Origin of the sequence: Gilvimarinus chinensis DSM 19667, from assembly GCF_000377745.1 — a bacterium.
Taxonomy (GTDB): domain Bacteria; phylum Pseudomonadota; class Gammaproteobacteria; order Pseudomonadales; family Cellvibrionaceae; genus Gilvimarinus; species Gilvimarinus chinensis.
Map to the genome: position 1 here is coordinate 829,955 of NZ_KB898706.1, position 19,489 is coordinate 849,443.

Annotated in this window: 31 protein-coding genes; 29 read left to right on the forward strand and 2 right to left on the reverse strand. The window is 53.0% G+C overall.

Features of this window, described 5'->3' with window-relative positions:
• Positions 1–194 precede the first annotated feature (194 nt).
• Positions 195–542: a hypothetical protein gene (locus D568_RS0103845; protein ID WP_020208255.1), complete on the forward strand. Its 348-nt coding sequence runs from the start codon at positions 195–197 to the stop codon at positions 540–542.
• Here the strand turns inward: D568_RS0103845 and D568_RS19165 are convergent.
• Together D568_RS19165 and D568_RS0103855 are read right to left on the reverse strand one after the other, a co-directional pair.
• Complete coding sequence (locus D568_RS19165; protein WP_020208256.1) at positions 539–874, reverse strand: DUF4156 domain-containing protein; 336 nt, start codon at positions 872–874, stop codon at positions 539–541. The two genes, D568_RS0103845 and D568_RS19165, sit on opposite strands and share 4 nt — an antisense overlap.
• Before the next feature lie 9 nt (positions 875–883).
• Positions 884–1,582, reverse strand: coding sequence for a LexA family transcriptional regulator (locus D568_RS0103855; RefSeq protein WP_020208257.1), 699 nt, complete (start codon positions 1,580–1,582; stop codon positions 884–886).
• Positions 1,583–1,673: 91 nt separating this feature from the next.
• Between D568_RS0103855 and D568_RS0103860 the strand changes: the two genes are divergently transcribed.
• The 28 genes from D568_RS0103860 (at position 1,674) to D568_RS0103995 (ending at position 19,489) form a co-directional block, all read left to right on the forward strand.
• A complete protein-coding gene (locus D568_RS0103860; RefSeq protein WP_020208258.1) occupies positions 1,674–1,880 on the forward strand; it encodes a hypothetical protein in 207 nt (68 codons plus the stop codon).
• Between the two features lie 110 nt (positions 1,881–1,990).
• Entirely contained in the window at positions 1,991–2,566 is a 576-nt protein-coding gene (locus D568_RS0103865) for a toxin YdaT domain-containing protein (RefSeq protein WP_020208259.1), read from the forward strand.
• Between the two features lie 5 nt (positions 2,567–2,571).
• Positions 2,572–2,706 (forward strand): hypothetical protein, encoded by a 135-nt coding sequence (locus tag D568_RS22135; RefSeq protein WP_020208260.1) that lies wholly within the window; start codon positions 2,572–2,574, stop codon positions 2,704–2,706.
• A gap of 83 nt (positions 2,707–2,789) precedes the next feature.
• Entirely contained in the window at positions 2,790–3,026 is a 237-nt protein-coding gene (locus D568_RS0103875; RefSeq protein ID WP_020208261.1) for a hypothetical protein, read from the forward strand.
• A 68-nt stretch (positions 3,027–3,094) separates the two neighbouring features.
• On the forward strand, positions 3,095–3,757 hold the full coding sequence (locus D568_RS19170; RefSeq protein WP_020208262.1) for an ASCH domain-containing protein: 663 nt from the start codon (positions 3,095–3,097) through the stop codon (positions 3,755–3,757).
• A 2-nt stretch (positions 3,758–3,759) separates the two neighbouring features.
• Positions 3,760–4,725: a hypothetical protein gene (locus D568_RS21815; protein ID WP_020208263.1), complete on the forward strand. Its 966-nt coding sequence runs from the start codon at positions 3,760–3,762 to the stop codon at positions 4,723–4,725.
• Positions 4,655–5,281 (forward strand): replication protein P, encoded by a 627-nt coding sequence (locus tag D568_RS20950; RefSeq protein WP_020208264.1) that lies wholly within the window; start codon positions 4,655–4,657, stop codon positions 5,279–5,281. The genes D568_RS21815 and D568_RS20950 overlap by 71 nt, the downstream gene beginning before the upstream one ends.
• A gap of 10 nt (positions 5,282–5,291) precedes the next feature.
• Entirely contained in the window at positions 5,292–5,570 is a 279-nt protein-coding gene (locus D568_RS0103895) for a hypothetical protein (RefSeq protein WP_020208265.1), read from the forward strand.
• A gap of 277 nt (positions 5,571–5,847) precedes the next feature.
• A complete protein-coding gene (locus tag D568_RS19185; protein ID WP_051083997.1) occupies positions 5,848–6,192 on the forward strand; it encodes a recombination protein NinB in 345 nt (114 codons plus the stop codon).
• 135 nt (positions 6,193–6,327) lie between these two features.
• Entirely contained in the window at positions 6,328–6,927 is a 600-nt protein-coding gene (locus tag D568_RS0103905; RefSeq protein WP_020208267.1) for a recombination protein NinG, read from the forward strand.
• On the forward strand, positions 6,924–7,241 hold the full coding sequence (locus tag D568_RS0103910; RefSeq protein ID WP_157497610.1) for a hypothetical protein: 318 nt from the start codon (positions 6,924–6,926) through the stop codon (positions 7,239–7,241). Before D568_RS0103905 ends, D568_RS0103910 begins: the two co-directional genes overlap by 4 nt.
• Positions 7,242–7,427: a hypothetical protein gene (locus D568_RS0103915; RefSeq protein WP_020208269.1), complete on the forward strand. Its 186-nt coding sequence runs from the start codon at positions 7,242–7,244 to the stop codon at positions 7,425–7,427. It abuts the gene before it with no gap.
• On the forward strand, positions 7,424–7,714 hold the full coding sequence (locus tag D568_RS0103920; RefSeq protein WP_020208270.1) for a hypothetical protein: 291 nt from the start codon (positions 7,424–7,426) through the stop codon (positions 7,712–7,714). The genes D568_RS0103915 and D568_RS0103920 overlap by 4 nt, the downstream gene beginning before the upstream one ends.
• Positions 7,711–8,106 (forward strand): hypothetical protein, encoded by a 396-nt coding sequence (locus D568_RS0103925; protein ID WP_020208271.1) that lies wholly within the window; start codon positions 7,711–7,713, stop codon positions 8,104–8,106. Before D568_RS0103920 ends, D568_RS0103925 begins: the two co-directional genes overlap by 4 nt.
• Positions 8,107–8,676: 570 nt before the next feature.
• The gene (locus D568_RS0103930; protein ID WP_020208272.1) at positions 8,677–9,147 is read left to right on the forward strand and encodes a hypothetical protein; all 471 of its coding nucleotides are present in this window, start codon (positions 8,677–8,679) and stop codon (positions 9,145–9,147) included.
• A complete protein-coding gene (locus D568_RS0103935) occupies positions 9,144–9,482 on the forward strand; it encodes a hypothetical protein (protein ID WP_020208273.1) in 339 nt (112 codons plus the stop codon). The genes D568_RS0103930 and D568_RS0103935 overlap by 4 nt, the downstream gene beginning before the upstream one ends.
• Positions 9,479–9,904 (forward strand): hypothetical protein, encoded by a 426-nt coding sequence (locus D568_RS0103940; protein WP_020208274.1) that lies wholly within the window; start codon positions 9,479–9,481, stop codon positions 9,902–9,904. The genes D568_RS0103935 and D568_RS0103940 overlap by 4 nt, the downstream gene beginning before the upstream one ends.
• Positions 9,904–10,320 carry a terminase small subunit gene (locus tag D568_RS0103945; protein ID WP_020208275.1) on the forward strand — a complete coding sequence of 139 codons (417 nt, stop codon included), beginning with the start codon at positions 9,904–9,906 and terminating at the stop codon, positions 10,318–10,320. The genes D568_RS0103940 and D568_RS0103945 overlap by 1 nt, the downstream gene beginning before the upstream one ends.
• Positions 10,304–11,785: a phage terminase large subunit gene (locus tag D568_RS0103950; protein WP_020208276.1), complete on the forward strand. Its 1,482-nt coding sequence runs from the start codon at positions 10,304–10,306 to the stop codon at positions 11,783–11,785. Before D568_RS0103945 ends, D568_RS0103950 begins: the two co-directional genes overlap by 17 nt.
• Positions 11,785–13,920 (forward strand): portal protein, encoded by a 2,136-nt coding sequence (locus tag D568_RS0103955; RefSeq protein ID WP_020208277.1) that lies wholly within the window; start codon positions 11,785–11,787, stop codon positions 13,918–13,920. The genes D568_RS0103950 and D568_RS0103955 overlap by 1 nt, the downstream gene beginning before the upstream one ends.
• Before the next feature lie 78 nt (positions 13,921–13,998).
• Positions 13,999–14,802, forward strand: coding sequence for a hypothetical protein (locus D568_RS0103960; RefSeq protein WP_020208278.1), 804 nt, complete (start codon positions 13,999–14,001; stop codon positions 14,800–14,802).
• A 16-nt stretch (positions 14,803–14,818) separates the two neighbouring features.
• Positions 14,819–16,105 (forward strand): P22 phage major capsid protein family protein, encoded by a 1,287-nt coding sequence (locus D568_RS0103965; protein WP_020208279.1) that lies wholly within the window; start codon positions 14,819–14,821, stop codon positions 16,103–16,105.
• Positions 16,106–16,154: 49 nt separating this feature from the next.
• Positions 16,155–16,331 carry a hypothetical protein gene (locus tag D568_RS21630; RefSeq protein ID WP_157497612.1) on the forward strand — a complete coding sequence of 59 codons (177 nt, stop codon included), beginning with the start codon at positions 16,155–16,157 and terminating at the stop codon, positions 16,329–16,331.
• Entirely contained in the window at positions 16,318–16,743 is a 426-nt protein-coding gene (locus D568_RS0103975; protein WP_020208281.1) for a packaged DNA stabilization gp4 family protein, read from the forward strand. The genes D568_RS21630 and D568_RS0103975 overlap by 14 nt, the downstream gene beginning before the upstream one ends.
• Complete coding sequence (locus tag D568_RS0103980; protein WP_020208282.1) at positions 16,744–18,207, forward strand: packaged DNA stabilization protein; 1,464 nt, start codon at positions 16,744–16,746, stop codon at positions 18,205–18,207.
• Entirely contained in the window at positions 18,204–18,446 is a 243-nt protein-coding gene (locus D568_RS0103985; RefSeq protein ID WP_020208283.1) for a hypothetical protein, read from the forward strand. The genes D568_RS0103980 and D568_RS0103985 overlap by 4 nt, the downstream gene beginning before the upstream one ends.
• A gap of 13 nt (positions 18,447–18,459) precedes the next feature.
• Positions 18,460–19,017, forward strand: a complete 558-nt coding sequence (locus tag D568_RS0103990; protein WP_020208284.1) for a DUF6445 family protein — start codon at positions 18,460–18,462, stop codon at positions 19,015–19,017.
• A 31-nt stretch (positions 19,018–19,048) separates the two neighbouring features.
• The gene (locus D568_RS0103995) at positions 19,049–19,489 is read left to right on the forward strand and encodes a GNAT family N-acetyltransferase (RefSeq protein ID WP_020208285.1); all 441 of its coding nucleotides are present in this window, start codon (positions 19,049–19,051) and stop codon (positions 19,487–19,489) included.

Sequence of the window (19,489 nt, forward strand, 5' to 3'; positions counted from 1 at the left end):
CCGCCTTCTTCGCCATCCAGCCAGAGTTGGTGCTTTGCGATTACTTCTTTCAGTTCGTCGTGTCCCATTGTCCCGCTCCGTTTGCGTTGCTGATGGATAGCATAATAGCAAAAGGCTATTTCCTGTCAATAGCAAAATGCTAGATTTTTAGGGTAGCAATATTTAGAGGTGCATCGCGTTTTGAGTGGGGAGTTATGAGAAAAGCATTTGCAGTGGTTTTATTGTTGGCTTCAGAGGGAGTGGCGTCTAAGTCAGAGGCTGATTACCAGCAGGAATGGTGCAAGGGTGAAACCGAGGTGGTTATGCCGGATAGGAGCCGTGCAGACTGCGTTACAGATCGGTACGCAATAGAGGTGGAGTTTGCCAATAAGTGGAAAGACGGGATAGGGCAGGCGCTTAACTACGCTTTTCAGACGAATAAGAAGGCTGGCATCGCCCTGATACTGCGGGACAAGGGCGATTACCGGTACTGGATACAGTTAAACAGTGTGATTGACTATTATGATCTGCCAATCACGCCTTGGAAAATAGAGGGTTATTAGGGGCACTTGTAAGCATGGCCAACCATGGCCATTTTGCCGCCGCCAAGTGCCGATTCGTTGCGTTCTACCTGCTGAATCTGGACGTAATTGGCGCCCGCGTCATAAGCCTGGTTGCGCAGGTCGTTGCGCGAGCCCTCGGTAAGCGCTTTGGTGCTGGTAATGTCGTCCGTCCACCAGTTGCCCTGGCCACCGTACAGCTCTTTTACGAATTCGCATTCATCCGCAGGCTTATCCTCGGTAATCCATACCGACTGCGCCTCAGGCTTAAGCGGTTTGGCTGAACAACCAGCTAAAAAAATGGCGGTCAATCCAAGAGCAAGATGTATTTTCATTGGTCTCTCCTAGAGTTTGCGGGCGTTCCATGCCAAAAGCACTCGCCCTAGTACTTGAAAGTTATCTGCCTCACTGTTTGTAATCTCGTAAGGAGGATATTTGACGTTGTCGGAAAGCATTAAAAAGCTTCCGCCGGGGCGCCGCTGTATTCTTTTAATGTAAAGCTCGTCACCCAGGCATAGCACATAGACGGCATCAACTTTGATTTCTGTTACGCCTCGGTCAACCAGCAACAGGTCGCCATCGTTGAATGTTCCCTCCATGGAGTCGCCATACCCTGTAATCATGGCGAGATTTGCGGGGCTACTGATTGCTAAGTTCCTTCTTAGGTACTCCATGTTCACCGTAATCCTTTCTACTACATCAATGTGGCCTGCTGGTGCGGCCGCCCCAAAGCCCATAGACCCTGCAACATCCAGCCTGGGTATGCTTATAGAGTCCATCTTGCCTGCGCTGTACTCACCGGACGGCTCCGCCACCGATAAGGGGGATTTGTCCCAATCGCCGACACTCAAACCAAGAGCGGCCTCCATCTTTCGGGCGAACCGGTCACCAATATTGCGAGTGCCATTTTTTAACTGACTAACATGCTTTGAATTGGCGCCAGTGCGGTCTGCCAGCGCCTCTATTGAGCCGAATTGGCTTATAGATCGCAGCAAGTGTTGTCGTCTGATTTCTTTAATGTCCATCTCCTTATTAAATAGCAAATTGCTACCCCAACAAACAAGCAAACAGCTATTGACCTACGGATAGCTAAACGCTATCCTTTTGCTATCTAAGCGCTATTCGGAAATAGACATGACAGCAAAAGAGTTTATCGACCGGTTTGGTTGTGATGAGGCAAGGGCGGTAGCCCAAAAAGCAAACACCAACTACGCCTATTTCTCACAAATTGCTTATGGCCATCGCAGACCCTCTGTTGATTTGGCGAAGCGTTTGGTTGACGCCTCAGAAAACCGGCTCGGATTCACTGACCTGCTTTTAGTCGAAAAAGCTACCGCCTAACTCCACTGCCACCCCAGCCAACGCCGGGAGTGGCATTTTTTATCAGTGATTTTCGGGAATCAGGATTCCCACAATACAACGACAGATTAAATCAAAGCCTGGGAGGCGTCATGAAACGCAAGATTCAAGTGAAGGACATTATCCGAAAGCACGTGCGCGAGTGGATTAACACCCACCGCATTAGCCGCGAAACCGTGGCAATGGAACTGGTGGAAGCGATTAAACGCATGGGTGTGACCGAGCTGTTAGCGGAGGCAGACATTAGCTTTCGCGATACCGGTGACACTTACGCCATAGGCCGCACCAACGCGCAGAAGTTATTCCGCTGGCTGGGTATTGCCGAGGACGGTGCTCACGAAGATTCAGCGCGGATTATTGAATTGTTGCCGGTAATTCTGAATGCAATGCCCGGCGACATTCGCGCTGCCTGCGGTAACGAAATTTTATCTGGCACTGGGCTGGCTGTGGCGAGCGTAGAGCAGGGCGCGGGCGACTGCCTTGATATGACCCTGGGCCAGATGATCAAAGAGTGCAGCGAAGCCCAGGCGGCGTTCCTACTGCTCAAATCAAACCCCGAGGGTAAAGGCGCTGCCGTTCGCGAATTAAGTGAAGCCGTGGCGGCTATGCAAAACGCTATCGCAGTAGTTGAGCGTTTGGGAAAGCAAAAACTGAAAGCAGTGGAGTAACGACCATGAGCATTGCAGACCGCGTTTTATCGTCAATGACATTCGACCGCGAATACTCACCAGAAGATATAGCGGCTCAGTGTCACATCAAGCAGGAAGATGCCGGCCGCTATTTGCACATGCTGGCGAAGGGGGGGTAGTCGAGTGCACCCATCCAGACCGGTACAGAAAAAACCGTAAATACAAGACTCGTCAGCGCGGGTTATTTCACTAGGAGAAGGTCATGAGTTACGAATTCAGCGACGTTAAAAAGCAGACCAAGATGCTTACCGAAGACATTAACCAAAACAACCAGGCTGCCCGTGCAGCTCACATTGCGTCCGGCGGAAGCCCTTACAGCTTTGTGCCGGGAACTATCGATTTGGAGTGTGCGCTTAAAGCTATGCGCCGCCGTGTGGCTCGTTTTTACGGGCTGAATAACAAGTACGACGGCAACGGAAATTTGCGCAAAGCCGCATAAAGAAAAAGCCCCGTTAAGTGGCTGCAACCACCGGGGCTTAATCAAACAACAAAGTGAGTGAGGTAATTATGAACACAAAACCGATTTTATTCAACGCTGAAATGGTGCGCGCCATTTTGGATGGGCGTAAGACTCAGACGCGGCGCGAAGTTAAGCCTGCCTACGATAAAGGCTTTGACGTTGACTTAGCGCCTTGCGAGATAGCGGGCGAGGTAAATCAATCCGGCCGGGCTTTAGATTTATGTCCGCTTGGTGGCGTTGGAGCACTGCTTTGGGTGCGCGAGACTTTCAGCGGTGAGTATTGGCTATCTGACGTAAAGCCGTCTGAAAGGCTTTTAGTGCCGCACCCTGGTCGACTTGCATCACTCACACCTGAAACATGGTACTGGGCTGACGGCAGCCCTGAACATGGCGATTGGGAAATCCCGCGCCCATCAATCCACATGCCCCGCTGGGCTTCACGCCTAACGCTTGAAATCACCAGCGTTCGCGTAGAGCGCTTGCAGGATATTAGCGAGAGCGATGCTAAAGCGGAAGGGGCTTGCTCGGCTCCGTGTACCGGCTATCCATTCCCATGTGCGCAGCTTCCAAAATCGTACCGTGCTGGATTTAAAGGCCTCTGGGATTCTCTATACAAAAACTGGGACGCCAACCCCTGGGTATGGGTAATCGAATTCAAAGTACACCACTGCAACATTGATGCGTTTATAGCGCAGCGTGAGGCGGCGTAATCATGGCCAATCAGTGGCTAAGGCTTTGGCATGACATGCCTAACGACCCTAAGTGGCGAACCATTGCGCGCCGCTCTGGTGAGCCTGTCTCGCTTGTGCTTGCTGTTTATCTGCACCTACTTGTTGATGCGTCACAGAATGTCACGCGCGGTCACGTCGATGTCACGGCGGAGGATTTGGCAAGTGCTCTTGATGCAGACGAAAGTCAAATAGAGGCTGTTCTTGATGCAATGGATGGCCGTGTTGTTGAAAGTGGAAAGCTTACCGGCTGGGACAAGAGGCAGGTTAAGCGCGAAGACTCTGGAAGCCCTGAAGGCGGCGCCATGTCTGCTGCGGAGAGGAAGCGGGCTCAGCGTGAAAGAGAACGAATTGCCAAGCTAGAGCAGGAGTCACAGCAACGTCACGCAGAGTCACGCAAAGTCACGACAGATAAAGAAGAAGATAAAGACAAAGATAAGAGAAATAAAAAACCTAAGTCCGGTTCTGGCGAACCGAACGCACCGAAGGCAAAAAAATATTCTGATTGGGATTTCGAAACAGCCGAGTATTTTTATCAAACCATTCTCACTGTTCAGCCCGATCTTAAAAAACCAAACCTTGAGAGCTGGGCAGATTCTGTTCGCCTGATGCGAGAGCGTGACAACCGATCACCCGATGACATTCGCGCAGTGTGGAGCTTCGCAAGAGCCGATAGCTTTTGGCAGCAAAACATCCTGTCCGCCGGAAAGCTCCGCGAGAAATACGACCAGCTCAAAGCCAAGATGAGGGCACCAAATCATGCAGCACATAAACAACCTAACCAGCCAGGCCTTGACCCAAACGACACCAGCTGGATCAACGAACTCTACGAAAACGGGACATTCGGATCGGGAGTGGACGGCCCGAGCAGTGAACCATGTGATCAACCAATTGAAGGCGATTTTTCCCGCCTGGACAGCAGCCCTCAAAACACCGGAGCTGGAGGCTGAGGCGCGTCGCCAATGGCTGCAAGGCTTGCTGGAAAACCGCATTGATAGCGAAGAGAAGATTCGCGCCGGTCTTGCTCGCTGCCGCTCTCACAACTCGCCATTCCTGCCAAGCATTGGTCAGTTTGTCGAGTGGTGCAACGAGGTTTCGGAAAACGCAGCGGGACTGCCGAGCGAGTCGGCTGCCTACAGAGCGTTCTCCAGCGTTATTAGCGCCCCGTCATACGCCAAGGATTGGACGGCTCACCATCCTGCCGTGTTTTGGGTTTACAGCCAAATATCCACGTTTGACTGGATGCATATGACAGCCAAGGAAATGCAAAAAGAGTTTTCCGGGCTTTGGGTGGAGGCAAGAAAGATGGCAAGGGATGGGTTTAATTTTTCGTCCTGCCTGCCAAAGCCTGAGGATGTTGAGGCACCTGAAACGCCAAAGCCTTGTGACCCTAAGGCAGCAGAAGAAGCGCGCCGCAACATGTTTGGAATGTTCGGCATGGAACCACCAAGCACGCGCGACACAACTTTGGCAGAAGACTTAACCGACCGCTCTTGGGCGCAGTGAGGGTATGACCATGAAATCCACCAGCCGACAAGCATACGCGCAAAAAGACCCGAACAAATCCACACGCGACCGCATGGATATTCTTGATTTTGTCGAAGAGAACCCAGGCTGCACCCGCCAGGAAATATCACGGCACTTCAAGCGAATCCCGATCAATGTTTGCTGCCCCCGGGTAAATGAACTACTGGCAAGCAAGGCTCTGGTCGAGCGTGGCTTAAAGCGTGACTCGGTAAGCGGCAAGAGCTGTTACCGGCTGTACGTAAACGAGGAAGCGGGGGCGGCGGCGTGAAAAATAGTGAAATAACTAGCGAGAGAATCGCGCAGGACATGAACCGGGCAGTTTATGTGGAGCGTTGTTGCCGTTCCCTGGGTATCTCCGTTAGCGAATTCCTGACCGCTGAGAGTGATAGCGATCGCGTACCAGATTTCATCCAGAACACTCCAGCAGCCAAGGCCTCAGCACCCTTGGCGGAGTTAGACCGTAGTCAGTCAGCCTCCTAGCTTACTGGGTATCGTAGCCGGTTGCCCCACGGTGGTCGTACGGGGCTCCAATTCAAGAGGTGGTTATGGGAATGATGCAAGAGCCAAAGCGAAGCAATAAGCAAAATTCAAAGATGTGGGCAATGCTCACTGACTTGGAGAAACAGCTTGTTTGGTATGGGCGCCGAATGACTAAAGAGGAATGGAAAGACCTCATCTGTCACGAGTGGAAGCCTCAGCAACTGGTTCCTGCAATTTCCAGCGGGTTTTGTGTGCTTACTGCAAGCACAAGCACTGTCGCGCCAAGAGAGTTCGCTGACATTGTTGAAATAATTTATGCGTTCGGCACAGAGCAGGGTGTGAATTGGTCGGAGCCTGCATTGGCAGCTTATGAAGAATATTCGCAATTACAGAGGGAGCAGAATCAGTGAATAACGACAACGAAACAAACCGCCCCTGGCCACATGGTCACAAAGACACGGCATTAGCATCTGGCCTTTGCTTGGGGCTCTGGCTGATTTGCGCAGCCGTTCTGGTGGTTATCGATTTCTGGATGTGGAGTTGATATGGCCCTGCAAACCAAAAAGCCAAAGCTGAAAAAGTGCCGCGTATGCCCTGAGCGCTTCCAGCCCATGAATTCTATGCAGGTTGTTTGCTCGGTGCCTTGCTCTATCGCGCTGGCCAAGAAGCAGCTGGCCAAAGATAAGGCTGAAGATGAGAAGCGCAAGCGGCGCGATGCTCGGGCTCGGAAGCAGGCGCTTTTAACGCTGAGTGATTGGGTCAAGAAAGCGCAGAAGGCCTTTAACGCTTATGTGCGAGAGCGCGACCGCGAGCATGGCTGTATTAGCTGCAGTAAGCCTGCGAATGCTATCGAGGCGCTGACTGGCGGGTACTGGGATTGCGGCCACTACCGCTCAACAGGGGCTTGCCCTGAACTTCGATTCGAGCCGCTGAACGCTCACAAGCAATGCAAGCAGTGCAACAACCAGCTATCCGGCAACGTGGTTGAGTATCGCATCAACTTGATTAACCGCATTGGCGCCGAAAACTTGGAGTGGTTGGAGGGTCCGCACGAACCCAAGCGGTACCGGATAGAAGATTTAAAGCAAATCGAGGCGCACTTTAAAGCGCTGCGCAAAGAGTTAATCAAGGGGATGGGTGAGTGATGTGGTTTTTGGTTCTTGATAGGCTTTATCGTCTATGGCTTCTGAAGCGGTCAATTGTCGTTGGTGAAAGCTATAGCACCTCAAGGGGGTTGGTAACGGTTGTTGCACTAAACCGCAAGAAAATGCTGGCTTGCGTGAAATATAAGGGCGGGAAGGTTGGGTTGGTTGAGTATCAAGACCTGAAGCCACCAAAAACCAAGGCGGAGCGTGAAGTTGCGGCGATGATTTCCGCATGTCCCTATCCTGCCAGTGAGTCAACGCGTATCGACTGTGAGGCTTTGCACAAAGCCGGATACCGCAAACAGGAGAGGTGAATGATGCTTTTTATTTGGGTTATCGGGTTCCTTTTTTCTATGGGGCTGTGCCTTGACCGGCTGAATTACACCGCCGAAGGTGCTGGTGAAGTCCTGTTACTGCTTTTCGCATGGCCCATTGTTCTGGGTAACCAAGTACGCAAAAAGGCCGGTTGGCGAGACGATCAGAAGAGGCGGCAGCTATGACAATCCTATCTGTAGAGCAAGGCGAAGTAATAGACGCGGTACGTTCAATAGTGGGTTACACCGGCTGCGTTCATAAGGTGGCCACTCGCGCACTGGTGGATAGTAAAGCGCCGGCGGGAATGATTCACGTAAAAATACCACCGCAAGACGGAGGTACTTACGGTACCACCATGGTTAGCAAGTACAGAGAGCTTGAGGCCGGTCAGTGGTGCTGTGCTGCGCTGGTTGATATTCCTGGTGAGGCAAAACCTATTTGGGTGGCAGCGCCAATACCGGAGGCGATATGAATCACACCGAGCTGGATACCAAGACGCTGTTAATCAACTGGGGGATATGGGCAAGCAAGAGCCCGATCAACTCTTTGTGCTATCCAAGCACAGAGCCATACCGGCGAATGTATTCGGTTCCTGGGGAAATATCGCCGCCCGTGATTGATGATAAAGCTGCGCTGGTTGCCGATCGCATACTCGCATCAATGATCGCCCGGGATGAAACGACCGGGGTTTTAACCGCGCTCTATTACTTGACCGGCGCAAGCTATCAGGCATTGGCCGAGAGAGTTAATCGAAAAGTGAAGGGTGCGAACCTGAACCGAAAAGGGGTAAGCGCGCTGGTGTCTGCCGGGGAAAGTTGGTTTGAGGGGTTCTATTTTGGAATTGCCGAGGCCGCAAATGGATAACTGTACGAAAATACAGAAAATTCTTGCTTTGGCGCCAGGGTTTGGGTACAGTCTAGGCAGGGTGCGATAGTGCGCTCTACTCGAAAGGCTGCCCAGTGAGGTGGCCTTTTTTGTGGCAATCGCGCTGCATGACGATGCGGCGAAACCAACACACCAATTTGATAGCGGTTGCCAAGCCAATTCCAAAGCCCTGATCTTAACGGATCGGGGCTTTTTTCTTTTAGCCGTTCGGTCTGCGCATTCGCGGGCGATATTAAGCGTTGGAAGTTCCCGGCGACGGCTATTGGTTAACGCCCTTGATATGAACGTACCGCCAAGGGTGTGAGGGCTGCCTAGCAATGGTGGCCATCTTGAGAAGAGTGGTCGGTAGGTGTGGCGAGCCTTTTGTCAATCAGTTGGCCGAGAATACTAGGAGCTTTAATATCGCCCGTGTAAGCTCAGCGGGCCTCGAATTTCAGCCTCGATCGTTCACTCGGTCGGGGCTTTTTCGTTTTCGCGACTCCGAAATCACTCACTTCGACAATCGAAGGTCCCCCAGGCTTGCGGGGTCGCTTTTTTATTGAGTATTGAATGGTCTACTACGGCTTAGCATCTCCCGGTCATGTACGGGAGTACGCCCGACGTGTGTGTGATGTGCTGGGTAACGGCGTAAACGCCACCGCCATCAACATGCTGGTAGAGACCGCAGCACAGGAAACCCACGGCGGCCGGTACCGCGACCCAACAGCGGGAGCGGGTAGAGGCCTATGCCAGATCGACCCGATAGCGTTTGAAGATGTTCAGGCTCGCACCCGAGAAGAAAACGTAGGAAAGGTGTTTGAAGCGTTCAACATCGACATTCACACGGTTACTCACGAACAGTTAGATCACAGCCCAATGCTGAGCATGATCTTTTGCCGCCTGCATTACATTCTAGTGCCTGAGCCATTCCCTCGTGACGTAGTAGGGCGCGCCTATTACTGGAAGGCCCACTACAACAGCGAGGCCGGTCACGGCACACCCCAACAATACATTGAGAACGCGAGACGCTACGCAGTATGACCAATAAATACACGCCATACGATGACAAAGAGCGCTGGCATCTAAGCAAGAGCATAAACCCGCTCACGCTTGGAGTTTTTGCCATTACGGTACTGACCACGGTTAGCGGCGCCTATGCGTATTACAACAAAGACCAACAGGCGCAGAACACGCTAATCAGTGCAAACGCTGCCACAAGCATGCGTCTTACTCGTGAGGTAGAGCATGTGCGTGAGCTGCAGGTGGCCAGCGACCGTCGCCAGGATGAGATACGCGGATTGGTTCGAGAGCAGCTAACCCGTGTGGAATCCAAGCTGGACAACATCGAAAACTATTTACGGGACGCCACAAAGTGAGCTGGTGGAGCAAAATATTCCCAAGCACTAAGAGCGCTGACTCTCTGGTGAAGGCCGCTATCGATTCTGGTGATGCGCTGTTTTACACCGAGGAAGAGAAAGAGGCGGGCCGCGCTCAGATGCGTGAGTGGTACATAAAACTACTCGGAGCAATGCAGCCGTTTAACGTGGCCATGCGCGCACTGGCTTTTATCGTCGGTGGCATCTGGGCCATTCACCTAATTGTTAGCACGGTGCTGTACATGCTCGCAGTAGTCATATGTGCACCCGATGCCGAGGTGTGCCGAGCAGCAATGGCAGCAGCCTCTATCGACAATCAGCTGACCAAGCACATCAACTCACCGTTCTATCTGGTCATGGTCTTCTACTTCGGCGCCGCTGGTGTGAATGGCGCTATTCGTACGTGGCAAGAGAAGAAGTAATGGCCAAGCTCACCGAGAAGCAAGAGCGCTTTTGTCTGGCTTACATCGAAACAGGCAATGCGAGTGAGGCTTATCGGCGTAGTTACGACTGCTCAAACAGCTCTGAATCGTCCGTGAATCGACTTGCAAAGGCGCTCATGGACAACATCAAGATCGCATCAAGAATCGATGAGCTACGCGCACCGGTGCGCGAAAAGGCTCAGTTAACGCTTGAGCAGCATCTGGAAGACCTTAAGCGTCTAAGGGATAAGGCTGAGCAAGAGGGAAAATTTGCTGCGGCTGTGACGGCTGAGACTAACCGAGGTAAAGCCTCAGGCTTATACGTCGAGAAGCACGAGCACACCGGCAAGGATGGTGAGCCCATCCAAACCAACACCACATTCCAATTCATTGGCGTCAATGCAGATTCAGATTAAGTGCCTGGATAAGTTCAAGCCACTGATCATCAAAAAAAAGCGCGTAAAGATACTGGTCGGGGGGAGGGCTTCAACCAAGTCCACCTTTGTTGCTGACTATGTTGCTGCGTGTATGGCGAATGGCCAGTTGTGGTGCTGTGGTCGTGAGTTCCAGAACAGTATTGATGAGTCTGTACACCGATTGCTTGCTGATGAAATCGAGCGGTTAGAGGTCGCGGGCTTCACGATCAACAAAACCGATATTAGTCACGTCTCCGGCGGGCGCAACTTCTACAAAGGCTTAGGCCGAAACATTCTATCGCTCAAGGGCATTTTGTCCGGGGTTGATGGGTTATGGATTGAAGAGGGTGAGGGTTTAAGCGCTGACACTCTTCGTGTAATGACCGGCTCGGTTCGGACAACGGCGAAAGAGTTTGATCAGGCGAAAAAGCTTGGCATTCCCATCGATCAGATGAAGACGCCGGAAATCTGGATAACGATGAACCGGGGCTCACGGTCTGACCCGATTGCCAAAAAGTATTTGGAGCGGGCCGAACCTGAATTGGAGCGCTGCGGTTACTACGAAGACGATGGTGTGATGATCGTCGAGGCCAACTATTCGGACATTCCCCGAAGCTGGTTTTTGGCGTCCGGCCTTGAAGCTGAGCGCGCTGATGATGAGCTGAATATGACTCGCCAGCAATACGATCACAAGTGGCTTGGCAAATACTTGGAAACCATCGACAACGCCATCATTCAGCCTGAATGGTTCGATGCGTGTGTGGATGCACATAAGAAGCTTGGCTTTGAGCCGCTGGGTGTTGAGCAGGTTATTCACGACCCGGCAGACAGTGGTGACGCGAAAGGCTTGGTGTATCGCCACGGCTCGGTAGTGAAAGAAGCGAAGCAAAAGAATGATGGCGACGTTAACAGCGCCTGCGACTGGGCAACGGGTTACGCCAACCAGGTCAAGGCTGATGAATTCGTTTGGGACGCTGACGGCATTGGTAACCCGCTCAAGCGCCAAGTGGGTGAAGCGTTCAAGGGCAAGAAAGTAACGCTTACCGCGTTTAACGGCTCGGGTGCCGTGGATAAGCCCGAAGAGATTTACCAGCCTGTGGCTAACGAGCAATCGAAGCCTAAGACCAACAAGCAAACCTTTAAGAATCGACGGGCTCAGCGCTACTGGGGCCTGCGAGACAAAATTTACCGCACCTTCCTCGCGGTGACTCAGAAGAAATACACCGACCCGGCGGACATGATCAGCTTTAGCTCTGATATGGAGTGCCTGAGTCAGTTACGCACAGAGCTTTGCCGCATTCCTTTGAAGGATAACGGCCAAGGCCTAATTCAAATACTCAGCAAGCCCGAAATGAAACGCCTCGGAATCCCGAGTCCCAACCTTGCCGATTGCGTGATGATGTCGGAAGAGGGCGGGAAGGTCGACGCCGGTCCCGTAATAATCAACTTTGATGGTTACCGCTAATGATGGATTTATCCAACTTTGAGACGCTGAAAACGGCGCGCACATCGGCTCAGGAGGTTGAAAGCGACCGCCGCGAGAAGATGATGGAAGTCGCTGTCTTTCTGTCCGTCGACGGTGGCCAGTGGGAAGACGATGTTGGTCGGCTGTTTGACGATTACCGCCGCCCCAAGTACACCTTTGACAAAGTAAACCCGATTGTTGCGGCGATTTGGGGTGAGCTGGCTGATAACGAATTCTCTATTCGCGTAACGCCTGCGGGCAAGGGTGCGGACGAAGACACCGCCAAGACTTATGCAGGTTTGATTCGCGGTATTGAGCAGCGCTCAAATGCTCGCACCGTTTACAGTCATTGCGCCAAGGCGGCGATTAAGACGGGCTTCGCCTGTTGGCGTTTAGAGCAGGATTGGGCAGACGTTGACAGCTTCGACCAAGACCTATTTATTCGCCCCATTCACGACGCCATTGATCGCGTGTGGTTCCTCGGCAACTACCAGGAGCAAACCGCCGAAGATGCTGATGGTGTCATTATCGAGCACACGGTAAGCGAAGCTGAAGCTGACGAAATCAAAACAGTTGATCGCTCTATCGTGGGCCTGGGCTGTACCAATGCATCGGAAACATTCAACTACAAGCGTGAAGGTAAGCGAATTGGCGAGCTGATTTACAAAAAGCCTGTCACTAAAACGCTGTACCAAAGCCCCAATGGTGAAATTTTTGGCGAAGACGACATCGAGGAAATTAAGGCCGCCGGTGTTGATGCATCAGAATGGCGAAGCCGCAAGCGCGAGACGTTTAAGGTCTGTGTGCGCTACTTCGATGCTGAGGGATTTATTACCGATGAAGAAGAGACGGTATTCGATCACCTGCCGGTAATTCCCGTTCTGCCCAATTTCGAGATACTGCAGAACAAGCCGCTTAGTCGTGGCGCTATCGAGTTGCTGATGGATGAGCAGCGGGTGTTGAACTACGCCGTAAGCCGGAAGGTTGAGGATACTGCACTATCGCCCAAGCCTAAGTTGATGACCACTGCCGAACAGGTGGCGGGCTATGAGCGCAAGCTGGCCACGATGAACAACAACAATGACCCGGCGTTTGTGTATAAGCACGTTGAAGGCCATCCCGCCCCGTACTACCCGCAAGTGCCAGGCCACAACCAAGGCCTATCAGAAGTGATCGGCTTGGCTGGTCAGGGCATTGAAGAGAGTGCCGGTCTGTTCGGCCCCAACCTCGCTAAAAACGAAGGCGTTCAGTCAGGTGTTGCGATTGCGAAACAACAGCACAAGGGCGACCTCGGCACCATTGAGTATTTCAAAGCGGTTGAGGTGGCTATCGCGCAAACGGGCAAGGTAATTGTTCACGCGCTGCCAAAAGTGTACGACGAAGAACGCGAGGCGATGATGATTGCCGAGGACGGCGATTCATCTACTGTGAAGCTGTACGAGCGCATTCAGGGACCCAATGGCGAAGCGATTGTGCTCAACGATTTGAGCAAAGGCATTTACGACGTTACCTGCGACATTGGCCCCGGCTTCGCTTCACGCCGCGATCAGACTGCCGAGCAATTGGCGGTATTTGGCCAGCTGGACCCAACCATTATCCAACAAAACAAAGACCTGCTTCTGGCCTCGCAAGAGCTACCCGGCATGAAAGACGCTGCCGAGCGGGCGCGCTGGCAATTGCTGCAGGCCGGTCAAATTCCGGAAAGCCAGTGGACAGAGCAAGAGCGCGAGCAAATCGAGCGGGCGCGACTACAGGCCCAGCAAAACCCACCACCTCCTGACCCCGCGCAGATCATTGCTCAGGCCGAGGCCACCAAAGCTCAGGCCGAGGCACAGCGCGCGCAGGCTGACTACGAATCGAAAAAAGTTCAAACGCAACTTGAGATCGCCAAGCTTCGCCAGAGTCAGGATAACGACAACTTTGATCATGCTGAGCGCGAATTGAAGTTGATGCGGGAGCAGTTCGAGCAACAGCAAAACAGTCAGAAAGAGTATTTTGAAAACATCAAAACCATGGCTGAAACCCTGAAAACGATCAAAGAGGCCGTCGGCGCCGACGCCATGGTCACACGGCCAGCAGTTGAGTCTTACGCACAGCAAGCGGAAATGATCGACCAAGCGCAAGAGCAAATTTAACCCCCCGATTTTTTAAACCGCTACCGCCCAAAGCAGGGCGGCGGCTTTGTATTACCTAGCGACCGAGAGGTTAAGCACATGAGCGACCAATTCGATACCGACGACGATTACACCGAGGATTTACCGGCCGAACCCGAGGCTGAGGGACAGCAAGAGGGTGAACCCGATGATGAACCGGAGCAATCCGAAGCGGGCGATGAGGGTGAGCAGGAGAGCGATTCAGGCTATGTCGAGACGGACGACCCAAAGGTTAAAGCCCGTTTAGGCCAGCTGACTCGCGAGAAGTACGAGGCGAAACGAGAGGCAGACGAACTTAAGCGCAGACTTGAGGAACTGGAACGCAAACAGTCCGAAAGCAGCGCACCGAAACCTGTCGAAGCGCCCACTGCAGATTTGGCCATTGATGATCCCGATGCTTACCGAAAGCAGCTGGAAAGTCATCAGGCCTATCTGCGCAATCAGGCCGTGCACGAGCATCAGCAAAAACAGCTTGAGCAGCAAAAGCAAGCCGCCAAGCAACAGCAGATGCAGCAGGCAGCGCAGGCATATAACAAGCGCGTACAAGAGCTAAAGATTGACCCCGCCGAGTTACAGCAGGCAGGCCAGTTCGTCGCCAATGCAGGGTTGAATAACGATGTTATGCAGTACCTGTTAGAGCACGACAAGGGCCCCGCCATTGTTGCTGAGCTGGGCAAAGACCCTGAAGCACTTTACTCGCTGCGTGATCTGCCTGCGCACCGCGCAACCGTTGAAATCGAACGTCGATTCGGCGGCCTGAACCCAACCCCAAAACGCAAATCGTCCGCGCCTCCGCCGCCTACGAAAGTAAGTGGATCGCGCCCGGCTGGAAAGTCGACGCCGGATGGCTGGACCATCGAGTAATTATTGGAGCTAAATCATGGCTAACAATCTTTCAAGTAACACTATGACCAAAGTGGTCAAAGGCTTGGCGAAAGGCTTTGAGTCTTCCCAGGTATTGACCAAAACCGTTAACACCAGTTTAGTTGCTGGCGAAGTTGATGCATCCACCGGCGATACCGTCTACCTGAAACGTTCTGTCGAGGCCTTGGCCCACGAAACCGCAGGCGGTGACCTTACCGGTGTGACTGACTCAATCATCGCCGGTCGCGCCGCCGCGAAGGTACAGCCGTACATTACCACTTATGCGGATTGGACCAACAAAGAAGAAATGCTGGAGCTGGATGAGCTGAGCGAATACCTCAAGCCTTACGCCACTCGCCTTGTTACCCAGATGGAGTTGAACCTTGCTGCATTTATGCAGAAGAATTCAGGCCTTCTGGTGGGTGCGCCCAATACTCCTGTAAGTAAGTGGAGCGATGTGGCTGCCGCCAATAGCATGATGGAAGAAATGGGCATTCCTACCCTGGAAAACGCCTATTACGTGATGAACCCTTTCACCCGTCAAAAGCTGGCCGACGCGCAAAACGGTTTAGCCTCTGGCAGTGAAGAGCTGGTGAATCAGGCATGGCGTAAAGCTTTAATCGCGAAAGACTTTGGCGGCATTCAAGCGCTTTCGTCTAACGCGCTGAAGGCTTACACCGCTGGCGCTTGTACCACTCGTACCGGTACCGTGGCGTCTGCACCAGACCAAACCTACGTTACCGCCAAAGACACCATGACGCAGACTCTGGCGCTGACCGGTTTGGACGCCTCAACCACTGACGCGGTTCGCGCTGGTGACTTGATTCGCATCACCCAGGCTGGACGCACCCGCATCAATCCGCACACCAAAGAGATCATCTTTGATGCGGATGGTGATGCAATCCAGTACACCTATGTGGTGGTTACCGGTGGCGACACTGACGCTTCTGGAAACGTTACGGTAACCGTTTCGGCTGCCGCCATTAATGAAACCGACGGCGCGTACAACAACATCAGCACCGCTATTGAGGCGGGTGACACCTTCTCATTGCTGGGTAGTGCTGACACCGCGTACAAGCCTAACCTGTTCTTCCACCGTGATGCGTTCGCCGTATCCTCTATCAAGCCGCCCAAGCTTGAAGGCAGTGCGGACACCAAGTACATCACTAAAGGTGGCCTTACCATTCGCGTTACCAAGTTTGCCGACGCGATCAAAAACGTTCAGAAAATCCGCTTTGACCTGGTGCCGGTGTTTGCTTGCCTCAACCCTCAGTGGGCTGGTAACGCTTTCGGCGAATCCTAAAAATCAACTTATGGCGCTCTTCGGGGCGCCTTTTTTACAGGTGGCAACAATGCAAGATCAAATACTGCAGCTGTTCAAGAAGATGGGCGGCGAGATTTTGCCGTGCATGGTCCACAGCAAGAATTTAAAAGCTTTCGAGGCTGAAGGGTGGGCTAGAACCTACGCTGAGGCAGAAAAGAAAACCACCAAGCGAACCACGCGAGCAAAGCAGAATGAAAGCGAGTGAGTTAATCGGTGATGCCCTGGGGAAACTCGGGGTACGCGCTGCCAATCAGCCGGTGGAGCCTGACGACTTCGCCGTAGCTGTGCGCGAGTGCAATCGCATGTTCGGCACCTTCGCGTACTTGGAGCTCGGTTATACGCCGCTTGAGCATAATAGCGACGATGTGACCATTCCCGATTACGCGCAAGAGTGGGCGGTTTTGGAGCTGGCTTTAAGGCTGGCCCCCGACTTTGCTCCTGCCGAAGATTACGCGCTGCTTAAAGATCGTTTGCGCATTGCCAAGCAAGACATGCTTTTGCAAAACCAGACGATTGAGCCTATGAGCTACCCACCCACTTTGCCAACCGGCTCGGGTAATACCGGTGTTGGCCGTTTGTACGATCCCACGTTTTACCCCGGCCCCGAGGAAGAGTAAATGGCTAAGCGTACCGGCCGCATTGAGCTGCCCTTGGGTGGCGGGTTTTTTATGTCCCGCTCTCGCCAGTTTAGTGCGCAGCAGTGCACCAACTGGTACCCAAACTACGCCGAGGGCGATGCGCTGAGCCAAGTGAACCTTTACCCATCCCCCGGCATTGAGGAAGTATTCCCCGATGCTGGCGGCGGTGTAGGGCGGGGCGCTTGGGTAATGAACGGTGTGCCGTACTTTGTGAGCGATACAAAGCTGTACCGCATTGATCGCGCATTTGATGCCGGCGGTGCGGAGTCGTTAACCCGTGTGGAAATCGGGGATATTGACGGCAATGTTCGCGTCAGCATGGCCAGCATTAAAAACCAGCTGGTTATCGTAGTGCCCGGCGGCAAGTCTTACCTGTACACCGAGGGTGGCACGTTAGACGAAATCACCGACCCTGACTTTAACGGCCCGGCGAATGATGTAGTGGCGGTCGATTCGTACTTTGTGTTCTGTAAGACCGGGACCAATGAAATATTCCATTCGCAGATTAACCAGGGTGGTGACTACAGCGCGCTTGATCGAACCGCCGTTAATCAGGCGTCCGAAGTGGTTGGCTTGCAGGTGTATCAAAACCAGCTGATTGCCTTGGGCCGCAACGTGATGGTGCCTTACCGCAACGTGGGCGCGTCAGAGTTTGCTTTTGACCCACAGCCGGGCGCCGTAGTGGATTCGGGCATTGCAGCGGTTCACGCAAAATCAGCCAGCCGCGGTTCGTTCGTTTACATCGGTGGTGGTGAAAACGAAGAGCTGGGCGTGTGGGTGTTTAACGGCGGATCACCGGCGAAAATCAGTGATGAATCCATTGATTACCTGCTGCAGAACGCCACTGCCGAAGAAATCCAAGAGGCGTATGCGATTCGCCATTCACAGGGCGGGGCAGACTTTGTGGCCTTCACCGTAGGCAAACGAACCTTGGTGTATGACTTTGTGGCCTCGGGTTTGTCCGGTCAAAAAGTGTGGCACGAACGCAGCTCCCGAATTCCCGTGGGCGCCGATAAATTCTCTATTCAATGGCGGGTGTCGAGCGTTGTGCAGGCGTACAACCGCGTGTTTGTTAACGACATTTTAGATGGCCGCATTGGTCGGCTGGATGATGACGTTTACACCGAGTACGGCATCAACATTCACCGAGTTATTACCACGGTTCCATTTCAACAAGCGGGCGTTCGTACTCGAGTATCGCAAATCGAAGCCTATTTCGATGCCGGTAATGACTCAGCAGATCGCGTGGCGCTGTCGTGGTCAGACGATGGCGGCTATACCTGGTCAAACCCCTTACTGCGCGGATTGGGCGCCTTGGGTGAGTACGGTCGTCGTGTAACGTGGTATCGCCTCGGCTCATTCCCCCGCCTTCGAGTTTTGAAGTTCGAATACACCGGCGCTAACCCTTGCGCCTTCAACAAGCTAATGGCGAACGCGCTGTGATTATTCCCCCGCTCAAAAGTGATGTGCTGGTCGACTCAAATGGTCGGCCCACTGAGGTGTTTTTCGCGTGGCTGGAAGACGTCACCAAGCAAGCCAATAAGTCTGATGTGGCAACCGGTGCCGGAACGCCAGAGGGCGCGGTAACCGCCACCAAGGGCAAATTCTACATCGATGAATCAGGGCCAGCCCTGTACATCAAAACCACCGAAACGGGTAACACCGGTTGGTCTGCCGTTTAAACAGTGAGGACTCATGATAAACGTCTACGAAAACTTTTTAGAAAGCTATGATGAGCTAAAAGAGCATGCCCTTAAGGCTGACTACCCTGGTGTAGAGAGCCCGGCGGACGGCGTGACGTATCCGTATATTTGTGTCGATGTTCCGGAGAGTGTAAAAACTGAAGTCAAAGAGCGCCTGGATAAAATTCTTGGCCGCGAAGCAAAGATCAATTACCTGTTTTTGCGTAAATCCCCCGAGGGAGTGAAAGCCCCGCAAATTGCCCATCATGACCTATGCATGGGCGCCTTCACATTTATTTTGTACCTAAATGACCGCGAAGATGCGGGTACTGCGCTACTGCGCCACCGCGAAACCGGAATGTGCTATGCGCCCGAAAGCGACACTTTCGTCAATGTGGCGCGAGGCGACCAAAACAACCCTGAGAAGTGGGCCATTCGCCACTTGGTAAAAATGAAAGAAAACCGCGCCATTGCGTTTGACTCCGGCCAATTCCATTGCGCACTGCCAATCAATGGGTTTGGCACAGAAACATCAGATTCGCGAATCGCGCTTATCTGCTCTTTTTCGTAAGACATCCGCACCACTCTAAACGGTTAATCCAATGATTCGAAACGCGAAGCCTGAAGACTTCGGGGCCATCTTGCGCCTGTCCGAAAGTTTTTGGCAGCACACCCAGTTCGAAGAGCCGTTCGAGCCCGAGCATACGCGGCTTTACGTGCAAATGGCGCACGACCACGGGCTGTTAGCGGTGGTGGAAATTTCCGGTGAGGTGGTTGGCTTTTGTGCTGCCATCCGCTCGCCTTTAATGGGCTCTACCAAAGCCCAGGTTGCAACAGAACTGGCGTGGTACGTCAGCCCCGCGCACCGAGGGGGACGAAACGGTGTAGCGCTGCTCAAGCACATGGAGCAGTTGGCCAAAGCTCAAGGCGTTAAGTACTGGACGATGTTGTACATGGAATCCTCCATGCCCGACACCGTTCGCAAAATGTACGAGCGCCTTGGTTATTCGAAAGCAGAAACCAGCTACACAAAGGTGCTATGA